This window comes from uncultured Tenacibaculum sp., assembly GCF_947499065.1.
GTDB lineage: Bacteria > Bacteroidota > Bacteroidia > Flavobacteriales > Flavobacteriaceae > Polaribacter.
The window spans coordinates 733,107-746,706 of record NZ_CANMMT010000001.1; the positions used below are offsets into that span (position 1 = coordinate 733,107).

The following is a 13,600-nucleotide window of genomic DNA, read 5'->3' on the forward strand; positions in this document are numbered from 1 at the left end:
AGTAAAAAGTTTAGTCGCTAGCATTATTCGTTTTTAGCGCCTCTTTTTTATCAAAATTAAATAAGAACAGATAAAAAAGAACAAACATGAAACAAAACAAAGAAACATTAAAAAAGTATTTCGAAACAGGAGATAAACCTACTCAGCAACAGTATGCAGAATTAATTGATAGCTATGTAGATAGTAAACAACCAGAGGGAAAGGCTAATCGTAGATTTGTGATAGATGAAACTGGAGAAGTAAATATAGCAGAAGAAGAAAGAACTCCAGAATATACTTTATCTGATATTGTAAATAATAAATTGTCTTTATTAAAAGATGGAATTACAGTAAAGGAAATAGACTTAACTCCATATGTAGATGATACAAATTTAGCTCGATTAGTTTCAGGAACTGTTGACAATAATGGTGTTGCTACATTTACAAGAGATGACAATTCAACTTTTACAGTTGATTTGAGTAATTTAAAAGGAAGTGGAGCAGTTGATGTGAGTAATTTAGTTCCTTATACAGGGGCTACTCAAGATGTTGATTTAGGAGACCATTATTTAAAATTGGGTAAGGAAAGAACCGTATTAAATAAAGCGAAGCATAAAGATTTATTATATGTAGGTAATAATAGTTTTCTAAAGCAGCAAACGCACGTACACAATGAAACAGATTATATTGATGGGGAAAGTATCGGATTAGGAAAAAAAGCGTTATTAAATAACACAGGGATAAATGTTGTTGGTACGGGTATTTCTGCTGCACAGAATAACACAGGGGCAAATGTTGTAGCCAATGGTAATTATGCAGCTCAAAATAATACAGGGAACTATGCTACAGCTATTGGCGATTTTGCTTTGAGAATAAATACAGGAGGTAGTTCAGTTGGTGTTGGTTATTCTTCTGGTGCAGGTAATACAGGAGATAGTTCTGTATTTGTAGGTGTGTCATCAGGAACTAGTAATACAGGACGATATACAACAGGTATTGGCTACCTTGCAGCTAGATCGAATAAAGGAGCCTTTTCAACTGCTGTTGGACATAGTGCTCTTGCATTAAACACGCATGATGGTAGTACAGGAGTGGGGTATCAGTCAGGAGAATCAAATACAGGTAGTCTTGCGACCTTTTTAGGTTTTAGAGCAGGGCATCAAAACAAAGGTAATAACTGTATAGCAATAGGTAATAATGCATTGTCATCAAATGCTTCTACGGGGCATACACCTATAGCAATAGGTAATAATGCATTGCAATATAATACAGGTTATGATAGTGTTGTAGTAGGGTATTTTTCTGGTAATAAAAATATAGGAAATAGAATTGTTGGATTAGGGAATAGTACTTTATCGGAAAATAAAGGTTCTTCTGTTGTTGCTATTGGACATACAAGTGCTAGACAAAATTTCGGAAACTATGCCATTGGTATAGGAGACGAATCTATTGTTAATAATACAGGTAATGATGTTATGGGAGTAGGTTACCAGTCTTTAAGATATAATTCAGGTGAAAAAAATATAGCTTTAGGGGTTAGATCCTGGAATAATTTTGTTGAAGACACGACTAAATCAAAATCTTTTACAGCAGTAGAAGTAGATTTTGAAAATAATAGAATTACAGTTACAAATCATGGATTTGGAACAGCAAATTCTATTGTAAACTTAAAGTTTAGAACAACTGGGACAGCACCAACAGGACTGCCAAATGGAATGATTGGGTCATTTAAGGTTATTGATGCAAATACTTTAGAAGCCGTGGCTCAAAATATACACACAGCAGGGACTGGTTCACATACTTTTATACCACAATTTATATATAATAACACTACGGTTATAGGTTATAATTCCCAACCAACAAAATCGAATCAGGTAGTTTTAGGAAGTGCAGCTACAGAAGAAGTAACAACTGCTAAAGATTATAAAAGTACAGGTTCGGGTTATGGGGTAATTTTAAAAACTCCAGATGGCTCTAAAGATTTTAGAATAAGTATTGATAATTCAGGAAATGTAGTAACAACTCAGGTTGTATAAAAATAAACCATAGTCATTTAAAAAGTTTAGTCGCTAGCATTATTCGTTTTTAGCGCCTCTTTTTTATCAAAATTAAATAAGAACAGATAAAAAAGAACAAACATGAAACAAAACAAAGAAACATTAAAAAAGTATTTCGAAACAGGAGATAAACCTACGCAACAACAGTATGCAGAATTAATTGATAGTTATATAGATAGTAAGCAGCCTGAAGGAGAAGCAAATCGTAGATTCGTAATTGATGAAACAGGAGAAGTAAGTGTTGCTCCTGAGAAAAAAGCACAAGAATATAATTTACAACAGGTTTCCGATAATGGAAGTAAAACAACTAATAAATTAACAGTTGAAAATAGTTTTGATGCTACTGGAAAATTAGATTTGAGTCATAATGAAGTAGGAATGCTTAATTCAAGGCAATCTACATTTTTATTGCAACAGAGAGTTGCAATGTTAGATGAGCAATCAAAGCTAAATTTTGATGTTAATAATGGTAGTTTTACCAGCACACACCAAAAAACAGATGGGAGTTCTAGTTTAAATTTAGCATTTCCAACAGAGGAATTAAAACAAGAAACAACATCATCTAGTAAAGTCTTAAAGTTACCAAATAAAGCAGGTACAGTTGCTACGTTAGATGATGTGCCTCAAATACAGGCAGGAACAAATATTACAATTGACAAAACAAATCCACAAAGACCAATTATTAACGCTACAGGTTCAAGTGGCGGAGGTAGTACAAATTTATCTTACAATGCTTCTACAAGAACTTTAGCTTCAAGTTCAGGTACAGATGTAGTTATACCAGTAGCAGACGCTACTAATGCTGGATTAATGAAAGCTAATTTTTATGAGGAGGGTACTTTTACTCCATTACTAACAAATGTAAACTTAGGAACAGGTGTTAATACAGAGTATGGGGGAATTGGTCAAGGTAATTATGTAAGAATAGGTAATAAAGTTTTTGTATCTATTGTAATATCTGGTATTACAAATTCAACAGAAACAAATGGAATTCTTATTATAAAAGCTTTACCATTTATTTCAGATGGACTTAAAGGAGAATCAAATATGGTTATAAATGTTTTTCAAGGAGAAACTATTTTAGGTTCAGAAAATATTAATGAATATGTAGCTCGTAAAGTATATGGTTATAATATTGGTTTTTTTAAGTTATCACAAGGTGCACAACAGTTGAAAAATGTTTCTTTTTCTTCAGGTGGTGATATTAGAATCTCAGGAACTTATATAACAAACGTCTATACGCCATAAACTAAAACGCAAAGTCTAATCGCTAGCATTCGTTTTTAGCGGTTCTTTCCTATTAAACAATACAAGCGGATATTTTTTATTCGCTTGTATTACTAACCTTTTAAAAAACAAACATGAACTTTTTAAATACAAAAGGCGATAGATTTCTATTGGCAATAATAGTTCTGTTGTTATTAATAAATCTTTTTAAAAAAGGAAATGAAAAAGTAGCAATAGAAAACCCTAAAACAACAATAGTAAGAGATACAGTTTGGAAAACGAAGATAGATACTTTTAAAATACAAACAGTAAAATATAAAAGGGTGTATGTGCACAAAAATAATGTTACCAAAATAGTAAAAGACACCATTTTTATAAAAGATACTACCAATTATGTAGCAGCTAAAACATATAGAGATACTTTAAATAATACCGATGTAGAAATTTATAGCTACGACCTTGTAAAAGGAAAATTGTTAGACAGTAATATCTCATATAAGTTAAAAGTACCAAGAGAAATAACCATAACAAAAACCATAGAACACCCAAAGGTTTATAGAAGCGGATTGTACTTGTTTTCAGAAATAGGAGGCAATACCCATACATTCAATAACCTAAGCTTTGGACTGCAATACAACCGAAAAGGAAAATGGTTTACGAGTTATCGTGTAAACCTTGCAAATAAACAACTTACTCATAATGTAGGAATAGGATGGCGATTGTTTGATTAAAAAAGAAAAAGAAATGACAACGTTAACAACAATAGAAGATTTAATTAGTTATTTAAAAGTTGGTGATTCAAATAGTAAAACCAACCAAGAAGTACTGATTAAAAAAATAACACAAGAACCTACTTTTAAAGAAGAAGCAATAAGTTTTCAGGATTTTGGATTGCAATATAAAAGAGTAGATGTTCCACAAACACTATATTTAGATAAGGATAATAGAGCTTTTGTAAAACGAGTGTATTCCACAGGTGTTTTTTATAGGCCGATTACTTATGATAAAAACCTAGATCTATATGCTGAACAAGAGATAGAAAATTACATTACAGAAATAACCATTCTAGATGAGTTATATAGTGATGGTTATGAATTTTATGTAAATAAAGAAGATACTTTAGTTGCTTCTATTCAAATAGCAACCTTAAATAGTTTGAGTAACTATGTTGCTTATCAGAAAAGTGCTTTTTCCTATTTTAAAAGCTACCCTATTGTTCCTTATAAGTATAAAAGTGTATACGGAAATTCAATAGCAGATACGATTAAAGTAGTTGCGAACACTAAAAGTAACTTGATTCATAGATTTCCTGTTATTTCAAAATCATTTGGAAGTGGCTTTAGCTATTGCTTATCGTATTATTATAAAAAAGATAGTAATGAAATAAGAGGTATAGTTCCAACGGAAGAAGATTACCTATTTATAGGACTGCGTATTTATTGTAAAAACATTACTACAGTATTGCAGTTTTTAAACGAAACAATCTTTAATTATTACAAAGAATATACAGATTACCAATCTAAATGGCGTAATTTATTTTTAATTAAATTAATTGAAAAAATAGCCCCTGCCTATAATAATAGTAAGTTAGATAATAAAGCAGCTATTGTATATCATTTAGCACAACCCTTATACTATGCATTTAATATTGACTCTCTTTGGAATTTACTGGAAGGATTAGCCAAAGGCTACATACGAAACTATTTAAGCATTAATGAGGAAGATTTAATTATAAAAACATTACGAATACTTTATTTTAGATACACGCACAGGCAAAAAACAAAAACCATAGACGGTTCAAAAGTACTAGAAGAGAAAGGTATTGGAAGTAAAGAAATAAATGATCTTTTTATTAAAAACTTATTAATTAGAAAAGCAGATAAAAAAATACTTTTATACAAGCTAATTGATGGTTTAAATGGAGAGCATTTTCAAACCTATGTATATTTTATTTGGAGTATCTGGAAAAGTAGCTCATATGCGAATATTAATCCCAAAACGAATAAACAAGTAGTAATTACCGATAAATCCCCTGTACTTTTAGCATATAAATCTAACAAAATTTTAGGATTTCATACTGATAATTCAAGTATAGATTGGGATGGAAGTCAAGCTTTAATTGATATTTCTGTTAACATAAAAACAGGTGAATTTGAAGAAGTAACCACAAGAACAGCCGATGGGAATGAAAAAAAATTGGTAGAAAAACAAGAAAAACACCAATATAGCTACCATCCGTTTTCGCCATTGGTATTACAGAATAGTAAAAACCCTGCATTTCTATTAAAAGACAAAGACCAAAAAGAAGGTGTCCGTTTTACAAAGCTACCTGCATTCTTATTATATGCAAATGAACAAAAAGCTTTTTGGGAAAATGTATTGACAGGTGTAGAATATGGAGTCGATATATTAACCACAGTATCAGGTGTTGGTAATCTGATAAAAGTAGGACGGTTAGTAAAACTCCTTAAAAACGGAAAAACCTTATTTTATAAAACGAAACAAGCAACTAAAGCAATTATAGCTGTAAAGGCAGTAGCTGGTGTAATTGAAGTAAGTTCGGGAACCGTAAATACTTTGTTAAAGATCACAAGTATTGATGATACCGAGCTGGGAGAAAGTATTTCTAAATATTTATTTTATTTAGAAATGGTAGCATTGACTGGAGAGGTTTCAGTGTTTTTAAAAGGAAAGCTTAAAACGACTGCAAGAGAGCTTTTAGGAAATCCTAAATTTGAGAAAAACCTAGACGATTTAGTTAAAAAAGGTGAGATTGATGAGGGTGCTAAGAAGAGGTCTCTTAAGGAAATAAATGAATTAGCAGAAGGTATTGGGGATTACAGTGCAAGATTATCTAAGCGGGTTTCAAAAACTTTAGATAAAGCTCCAGATGTAATTAAAAATTTTGAGAATCAATTTAAATTAGAAGAAAATGAATGGGGTGGCGTTTATAATAAAAGAACTAAGTTTGAAGCGCAACATACTTCTAATTTAGAAGACGAAATTATATGGCCAAATTATATTTTAAATAATATAGAAAATTGTATAGTTACTCATAACCATCCTTTAGGAACTGGGTTGAGTATTGAAGATCTCAAGTTTTTTATGAGTAATAGGTTAGTAGAATTAAGAGCTGTTGGTCCAGGGGGAAATGTATTTAGTTTAAAAAATGGAAAGATAATTGACGCAAGTAATATTAAGTTTATTAATTATGAAAGAGAGTTAGTTAAATTAGATTTACAAATAAAAGCTATAGAAGAAAAATATAAATTTGCCTATACAATTTCAGTAGGAAGTACAAATAGAATTGATGCTAAAGTATTTAATGAAATTTTTGATTTAATAAAAGATAAAGTTACTTATACATATTATGTTAACTAAAAAAAATGAAATAGATGAAAGAACAAAATATAAATTTAGATTTTTTGTATTATCAAAGAAAGTTGATTTTAGATGGTGTAGATCCTAAAGAAGAAGAATATAAGTCGGTAGCACGAATATTTGAAAATGAAATGAAGAAATGTGAATTGAGTAAAGCAGTTCAATTAATTATACTAGGTTACAAAGAAAAATATGCACAGCATAAGTTTTATGGAGGATGTTTTTATGAAGTGAAAACTCCTATGGTAGATACAGAATATCCAGATTATTTAGGTCCAAATGATTTTTATATGCCTAAACAAGAGATGAGTCGTAGAGATATAGAGCATTTGATACTACGTATTTTTAAGGATGATTACGAAAAAACTAATACAAGATATTTACAAGAGCTAGAATTGATGTTTACTGAGCCACAAGATTTAAATGATGTAATCGAAAAAACTTTAAAAGACAAAGAGTTTTCAAAAAAAGAATCCTATAAATCTACATTTTTTATAGTCGAAGATTCTCCTATTTCAGAAATAGAGGTTAGTTCTAAAAAGTTTATTATGCGAACAAATTCTGATAAATGGAAAGCCTATTATTAATAACCATAGGATTTAAATTTATTTTACGAAAAAATAAAGAAATATCATGTTAACAAATCAAGAAATGCTACAAATAGCGGAACGATTTGTAGGAAAAATAGGAAAAGAGAGTGATATAGAAACGGTATTATCTGAGGAGTTAGGTGGTAAAACATATGGTAATGTTTATCATTTTGAATCTAAAGAATATATTTTAACAGGAGATTCAGGAAAAGCATTGGCAGGTAATGGTTTCTTTATGGTCGAAAAAGAAAATGGACGAGTTGTTATTTTTGGCACAGCTCTTCACTTAGAGGATTATTTAAAGGCATATGAAAATGGAACTTTTGAACCGAGTCTGAAAGGTTATTGGTACCCTGATGAAGATAGGTTTGACTACAAGTAACAATGTTCTCAGTTTAAACTATCCAAAACCGCTAATTTTAGCGGTTTTTTTGTGTCAGTATTTTTAATTTTTTCGACCAAGAATAAAACTATGCAAAACTATGGCTATACAAGAAGTAACCTCACACTCGTACAAAGATATCTTTAGTTTACAAACAATTCAGTTTGAACGAACTTGTGTTATAAACAAACCGCAACGAATAGATGAATATAAAATCTTTTGGATAAAAGAAGGTAGTGGAAAATATAGTATAGATTTTGAAACCTATTCTTTTGAAGGAAATGTATTGTGTTTTTTATCGCCAGGACAAATATTTTCAGTTGAATCAGAAAATATCAATAAAGCACATATGTTAAGTTTTGTTAGAGACTTTTATTGTATTCAAACACACGATTCTGAAATAGCGTGTAATGGAATCTTATTTAATAATATCTATGAAACACCATTTGTAAAACCGTGTGAAAAAGACATAGAAAAATTAAACTTCATTATTGAAAGCTTAAAAGATGAGTTAAAGAACACGGATACGGCTCAATACGACATGTTGCAAGCATATTTAAAACAGTTTATAATTCATTCGGTAAGAATCAAAAAAGAGCACCATATTATTAAAGAAGACTCCGAAACAAAGCTTTTTAAAGATTTTAGTTTGTTGGTAGAGCAAAATTTTAAAAAACTACATAGCGTAACCGATTATGCAAATCGTTTAGGTATTTCTCCAAAATCATTGGCAAAGCATTTTCAAAAAATAGGAGCAAAAACACCAAGTGATTTTATTAAAGATAGAGTAATAACTGAAGCAAAACGACAACTTTTATATTCAACAGAAGCTATAAAAAATATTGCTTTCGATTTAGGATTTAATGATCCTGCATACTTTTCTCGCTTTTTTACAAAAGCAACAGGGCAATCGCCAAAACAATTTCAAAAAGAACAAAAGGCATAAAAAAACTCGCAACACACAAGGGCTACGAGTAAGGGGTATTATTAAAGGGGGTATAACATAAGGGGATATGTTATGTAATAATGAGACAAATATAACATTCTTTTTCAATCAGCCAATTAACATAGGTTAATATTTTAAAAAAAGTCCTAATCATAGGAACCTTTGTCCATTTTTAGAAGAGCATTCTCGTCGCATCTTTGTACTAGAATTTTAACCGATGGTTTTCACGGTTAATCAAAACAAAAAAAGATGAAGACAAAAGAATATCAATGCCCTAATTGTTGGGGATACCAAGAATACGAAAATCAATTTTCTGAAAGAGAATTGTGTGACAAACAAAAATAAGAACCTAAAAAAAATAAAGAAATGAGTACAAGAATTGAAACATTAAACCCAGAAACTACAACAGGAAAATCAAAAGAATTATTTGATGCAGTACAAAACAAATTAGGATTTATCCCTAATTTAATAAAAGTGTTTGGTAATTCACCAGCAACATTACAAAGCTATTTAAGCTTAGGAGAATTGACAGCAAGCGGAAACTTTTCTAATAAATTTAGAGAGCAATTAGCTTTAGCAATCGCAGAAGAAAATGAGTGTAACTATTGTTTATCAGCACATACTGCTATTGGTAAAATGAATGGTTTAACTGAAGAAGAAACTGCTCAAAACAGACAAGGAATAGCAGCTGACGCAAAAGTACAAGCAGGATTAAATTTTGCACAAAGTGTAACTAAAAATAGAGGTAAAGTAAGTTCTGAAGAGATAGCAGCAGTAAAAGCAGCAGGTTATAACGACGGAGATGTATTAGAGATAGTATTAAACGTAGTGTCAAATACATTAACAAACTATGTTAACCACATTGCTGAAACTGAAATCGATTTTCCAAAAGTAGAATCAGGAAAATTTAACGTAAACGCATAATAAAATTTGAGTTAGTTCTTGTAGTAATATGTGAGGCATAACTATAATAACGGAGTTATAGGCTACAAGGCTGCTCAACCCTTAAATAAATCCATAATTATAAAAACAAATCAAATGAAACGTATTATCGCAATTTTAGTATTAACATTAGGAATCGCTTTTCAAGCAAATGCACAAGATGTTAAAACAGTAGCTTTAGAGCAAACTAAAGGAGAGTTTACTCAAAAAGCATTAACCTTAAAAGAGGGAACTTATATTTTTGAAATTTCAAACAAAGGAGTAGGACATGATGTAGGTTTTGTGTTAGCTCCAAAAGGAAAAGTAGAAGCAAAAGATCATATCAAAAATGCATATGTAACTTCTTTAGTAAAGAATAATGGAAAGTCTACTTCTAAGAAAGTAACTTTGAAAAAGGGAGAGTATGTATACTTTTGCCCATTAAATCCAACACCACAATACAGCTTAAAAGTAGAGTAAGCTTTTTTATATAGAAAAGAAAACCCCGCAAATATTGCGGGGTTTTCTGGTTATTATTCTTTTTTTGAATCAATCATTGCTATTAATTTATTTAAAGATGATTTAATTTTATTTGAGTTGGCTTTTTTAAGCATTAATTCCGATTTGTGTCTCATTTTACTGTAATCAGCATTTGGATAAAGAGTAATTAATTGAGTAAAATAAGAATCAATTCCTTTAGCAAGTTTAGACTTTCCTTCTTCAGTAAATGAGTTTTCATTATTAATCTGATCTAAATAGATTAAATAGTTTTTTATGAGAGTGTTTATGTTACTATTAATGTTGTTTTCTACAGTTTTAGAATTTGGGTCATCAGCATTTTCTTTAATGTTATCATTCCCTAATTTGAAATATCTAAGTTGTAGACCTAATCCAAAATGCCATGTAGCTAGTAACTCTTGATCATAAAGATACATATCTCTTCTATCAGTAGATTCATAAATACGAGTCATGTCTTTCCATTTGTTAAAAAACTTCTCAGCAACTTTATTTTTGTGTTTTAATCCTAGTTTTTTATCATCTAGAATAACTTTATAGTTTTTTTCATCAGTTAATTTTTCAACAACAATCCTAGTTTTAGGGTCTTTGAAGTTTGGGAGTTTTTCATCACTTTCATAACCAAATCGTAATGTTCTAACAACTTCGTCATAATCATTTACATCCCAATATCTTTTATCTGTAGGGAATTGATTTTTTTCATTAGAGCAATTAATTAATAATAAGGTAATTGAGAGATAAAGGATGTAATTAATTCTTTTCATTAAATTTAATTTTTGTTTTTTTAAACTCATTAAGCAAATTTAATAAACTGTCGATTTCTTTTTCATATTTCTTTTGCTGATTATAAACATAACTATGAAATGTTGCAGAATCATACTCTTTTTGGAAAAGCCTTTCTTCTTCTTTTATATTCTTAATGATTTTTTTGATTTCGTTTTTACTAATTTGATTTAATTTTGAGATTTTATTTTTAGCTTTTCGAACAAATAATTCAGTGATTTTGAAGTGATATTTTTCATGTGTTAATAAATCAGTACTGTTTGTATGCTTATTATAAACAAAAGAACGAGAAGGATGAAATAAAGAATTGATAGTTACAGAATCGTCATGGATTTTACTATTTATTGAAGTAACTATGTATGCAAATTTTTCATTACCATATAATGTTTTTTTAAAGAATTCCAATCCACGAAAATTCTGAAAGGTAATTTGATTGTATTTGTCAAAAGTCATAGGTTTTTCATAGTTTAAAAAGTTTATATGACTTAAAATAGCTAAAAATATTATGGAAAAAAAAAGAGTTGCAATACTATATTTTGTATAGGATAATAACTTTCTTTGTGTTTTTTTGTATTCTTTTTTACGCTCTTTTAATACTTTTATTAATTGATAAAATACAGGAGAAAAGTATAATAAGAAAATTAATACAATTATTAACCTATCATTCATGTGTAAAGATTCGTTAGCGCTTAGGTTATATTAATAATTTATAATTAAGAATGTCTAGCAATTTTTGAAAGTTAAAAATAATAAAAAAACCTTAGTGGTAAACTAAGGCTTTATAAGAAAAATAAAAGATTATTTATTCATAATATCTTCAATCTCATCAGCTTCAATTGGAATATTACGCATTAAGTTGAATGGTTCTCCAGTTTCTTGGATAACTACATCATCTTCTAAACGAACACCAAAGCCTTCCTCTGGAATATAAATACCAGGTTCAACAGTAAATACCATATTAGCTTGCATTGGCTCATGTAGTAAACCATAATCATGAGTATCTAATCCCATATGGTGAGAAGTTCCATGCATAAAGTATTTTTTATAAGCTGGCCAGTTTGGATCTTCGTTTTGTACATCAGCTTTATCTAATAAACCTAAACCTAACAATTCAGAAGTCATTAGTTTACCAACTTCTACATGATAATCAGCCCAGATGGTTCCTGGAACTAATAATTTTGTAGCATCGTTTTTTACACGATTTACAGCATTATATACAGCTTTTTGTCTATCAGTAAAACGACCAGAAACAGGTACCGTTCTTGTCATATCAGATGAATAGTTCGCATATTCTGCACCAACATCCATTAAAACTAAATCGCCAGCCTTACATTGTTGATTGTTTTCAATGTAGTGCAATACGTTTGCATTGTTTCCTGAAGCTATAATTGGTGTATAAGCGAATTTTTTAGAACGATTTCTAATGAATTCGTGGATAAATTCAGCTTCAATTTCATATTCCCAAACACCAGGTTTTATAAAGTCTAAAACACGTCTAAAACCTTTTTCCGTAATGTCACAAGCAGTTTGTAATAAGTCTAACTCAATTTGATCTTTAAGAGAGCGTAAACGCTGTAAAATAGGATTACTTTTAGCTACTGAATGTGCTGGGTATTTTGCTAATAACCATTTGTTAAAACGAGCTTCACGAGTTTCTGTTTCTACAGAAGCACGATAGTGCTCATTTGTGTTAATATAAACAGTATCTGCTAAAGCCATCATTTCAGCTAATACTTTTTCTAAGTCTTGTAACCAAAAAACAGATTTAATACCACTTGTTGCTAAAGCTTTTTCTTTAGTCAATTTTTCACCTTCCCAAACAGCAATGTGCTCATTGGTTTCGCGTAAGAATAAAACTTCACGTAAGTTTTCTTTTGGGCAATCAGGGAACACTACTAAAATACTTTCTTCTTGGTCTACACCACTTAAAAAGAAAATATCTCTATGTTGTTCAAAAGGTAAAGTACTATCAGCACTTACTGGATATATATCATTCGAATTAAAAACAGCTAAACTATTAGGCTTCATTTGAGCCATAAAGTTTTTACGATTTTTAATAAATAAATCTCTATTTATTGGATGGTATTTCATAATACATTCAAATTAAATTATAAACTTGTTCCAAAAATAAGCAAACAAAATGTGCAAATATTAGCCATTTGGCGTTATTTTACATTTTTGCGAATTCTACTCATATGCCTTGTTGAAATTCCTAAAAAAGAGGCTAAATAATGCAACGGAACTTTTTGTAATAATATAGGCTCGTTTAATAATAATTTATGGTAACGTTCTTCTGGAGTTAGTGTTAGTAAATCAATACGATAGTCGTCAATTAAAAAAATTTGATTTTCAATTAAATTGAAATAAAATTGATGAAAACCTTTATTGTTTTTTAAAAGAAGTTTAAAATCAGTAACAGAAATTACCCATAAGTTACAGTCACTTAAAGCTTTTATGTTTTTACGAGAAGGGGTTTGTTGTAAGAAGCTTTTTAAAGAGGCCGTACAAGTGTTTTTTAAACCTAAATAAGTTGTTTTTTCTTCGTTAGAAACTTGAATAGCATGTTGTAAAACGCCACTTTCTATAAAGCAAAAGTGTTTACAAATTTTACCTTCTTCAACAAAGTATTCGTTTTTAGCAAGGGTTTTAAAAGAGAAGTGTTTTACAATTTCAGGGACAAATGAATTCAAAGTATCATTGTTTATGATAGTTTGTATGTACTGTGTAAGATTTTCTTTTAAAACACTCATAGGTAGCTAATTTTGGTTTAAAAGTATAAAAAAAGGATGCTTAAACAAGCATCCTTTTTTTAAGGTAA

13 protein-coding genes are annotated in these 13,600 nt (G+C 29.8%); 9 read left to right on the forward strand and 4 right to left on the reverse strand.

From position 1 onward, the window contains the following. Window positions 1-86: 86 nt before the first annotated feature. From Q0958_RS03360 to Q0958_RS03400, 9 genes are all read left to right on the forward strand, one after another. Window positions 87-2,015 (forward strand): hypothetical protein, encoded by a 1,929-nt coding sequence (locus Q0958_RS03360; protein WP_299119589.1) that lies wholly within the window; start codon window positions 87-89, stop codon window positions 2,013-2,015. A gap of 102 nt (window positions 2,016-2,117) precedes the next feature. Next, window positions 2,118-3,284 (forward strand): hypothetical protein, encoded by a 1,167-nt coding sequence (locus tag Q0958_RS03365; RefSeq protein ID WP_299119592.1) that lies wholly within the window; start codon window positions 2,118-2,120, stop codon window positions 3,282-3,284. A 113-nt stretch (window positions 3,285-3,397) separates the two neighbouring features. Next, window positions 3,398-3,994: a hypothetical protein gene (locus Q0958_RS03370; protein WP_299119595.1), complete on the forward strand. Its 597-nt coding sequence runs from the start codon at window positions 3,398-3,400 to the stop codon at window positions 3,992-3,994. A gap of 13 nt (window positions 3,995-4,007) precedes the next feature. Beyond that, a complete protein-coding gene (locus Q0958_RS03375) occupies window positions 4,008-6,644 on the forward strand; it encodes a hypothetical protein (protein WP_299119598.1) in 2,637 nt (878 codons plus the stop codon). Window positions 6,645-6,658: 14 nt separating this feature from the next. After that, entirely contained in the window at window positions 6,659-7,231 is a 573-nt protein-coding gene (locus Q0958_RS03380; protein ID WP_299119600.1) for a hypothetical protein, read from the forward strand. Window positions 7,232-7,295: 64 nt separating this feature from the next. Beyond that, window positions 7,296-7,616 carry a hypothetical protein gene (locus tag Q0958_RS03385; protein ID WP_299119603.1) on the forward strand — a complete coding sequence of 107 codons (321 nt, stop codon included), beginning with the start codon at window positions 7,296-7,298 and terminating at the stop codon, window positions 7,614-7,616. 100 nt (window positions 7,617-7,716) lie between these two features. After that, entirely contained in the window at window positions 7,717-8,562 is an 846-nt protein-coding gene (locus tag Q0958_RS03390; protein ID WP_299119606.1) for a helix-turn-helix domain-containing protein, read from the forward strand. Between the two features lie 366 nt (window positions 8,563-8,928). Then, a complete protein-coding gene (locus tag Q0958_RS03395; protein WP_150897971.1) occupies window positions 8,929-9,486 on the forward strand; it encodes a carboxymuconolactone decarboxylase family protein in 558 nt (185 codons plus the stop codon). A 114-nt stretch (window positions 9,487-9,600) separates the two neighbouring features. Beyond that, window positions 9,601-9,963: a cupredoxin domain-containing protein gene (locus tag Q0958_RS03400; RefSeq protein ID WP_150897970.1), complete on the forward strand. Its 363-nt coding sequence runs from the start codon at window positions 9,601-9,603 to the stop codon at window positions 9,961-9,963. Window positions 9,964-10,016: 53 nt separating this feature from the next. Here the strand turns inward: Q0958_RS03400 and Q0958_RS03405 are convergent, their stop codons facing one another. The 4 genes from Q0958_RS03405 to Q0958_RS03420 form a co-directional block, all read right to left on the reverse strand. Continuing rightward, window positions 10,017-10,763, reverse strand: a complete 747-nt coding sequence (locus Q0958_RS03405; protein ID WP_299119611.1) for a hypothetical protein — start codon at window positions 10,761-10,763, stop codon at window positions 10,017-10,019. Further along, entirely contained in the window at window positions 10,750-11,451 is a 702-nt protein-coding gene (locus tag Q0958_RS03410) for a hypothetical protein (RefSeq protein WP_299119614.1), read from the reverse strand. Before Q0958_RS03410 ends, Q0958_RS03405 begins: the two co-directional genes overlap by 14 nt. 129 nt (window positions 11,452-11,580) lie before the next feature. After that, window positions 11,581-12,873, reverse strand: a complete 1,293-nt coding sequence (locus tag Q0958_RS03415) for an aminopeptidase P family protein (RefSeq protein ID WP_299119617.1) — start codon at window positions 12,871-12,873, stop codon at window positions 11,581-11,583. Window positions 12,874-12,947: 74 nt separating this feature from the next. Continuing rightward, the gene (locus Q0958_RS03420; RefSeq protein WP_299119620.1) at window positions 12,948-13,532 is read right to left on the reverse strand and encodes a Crp/Fnr family transcriptional regulator; all 585 of its coding nucleotides are present in this window, start codon (window positions 13,530-13,532) and stop codon (window positions 12,948-12,950) included. Window positions 13,533-13,600: the final 68 nt, after the last annotated feature.

Coding starts and splice junctions, on each gene's coding strand:
- Q0958_RS03400 (WP_150897970.1), top strand. CDS start 9,601: ATGAAACGTATTATCGCAATTTTAGTATTAACATTAGGAATCGCTTTT.
- Q0958_RS03415 (WP_299119617.1), bottom strand. CDS start 12,873: ATGAAATACCATCCAATAAATAGAGATTTATTTATTAAAAATCGTAAA.
- Q0958_RS03395 (WP_150897971.1), top strand. CDS start 8,929: ATGAGTACAAGAATTGAAACATTAAACCCAGAAACTACAACAGGAAAA.
- Q0958_RS03385 (WP_299119603.1), top strand. CDS start 7,296: ATGCTACAAATAGCGGAACGATTTGTAGGAAAAATAGGAAAAGAGAGT.
- Q0958_RS03390 (WP_299119606.1), top strand. CDS start 7,717: ATGGCTATACAAGAAGTAACCTCACACTCGTACAAAGATATCTTTAGT.
- Q0958_RS03365 (WP_299119592.1), top strand. CDS start 2,118: ATGAAACAAAACAAAGAAACATTAAAAAAGTATTTCGAAACAGGAGAT.
- Q0958_RS03380 (WP_299119600.1), top strand. CDS start 6,659: ATGAAAGAACAAAATATAAATTTAGATTTTTTGTATTATCAAAGAAAG.
- Q0958_RS03370 (WP_299119595.1), top strand. CDS start 3,398: ATGAACTTTTTAAATACAAAAGGCGATAGATTTCTATTGGCAATAATA.
- Q0958_RS03360 (WP_299119589.1), top strand. CDS start 87: ATGAAACAAAACAAAGAAACATTAAAAAAGTATTTCGAAACAGGAGAT.
- Q0958_RS03420 (WP_299119620.1), bottom strand. CDS start 13,532: ATGAGTGTTTTAAAAGAAAATCTTACACAGTACATACAAACTATCATA.
- Q0958_RS03405 (WP_299119611.1), bottom strand. CDS start 10,763: ATGAAAAGAATTAATTACATCCTTTATCTCTCAATTACCTTATTATTA.
- Q0958_RS03410 (WP_299119614.1), bottom strand. CDS start 11,451: ATGAATGATAGGTTAATAATTGTATTAATTTTCTTATTATACTTTTCT.
- Q0958_RS03375 (WP_299119598.1), top strand. CDS start 4,008: ATGACAACGTTAACAACAATAGAAGATTTAATTAGTTATTTAAAAGTT.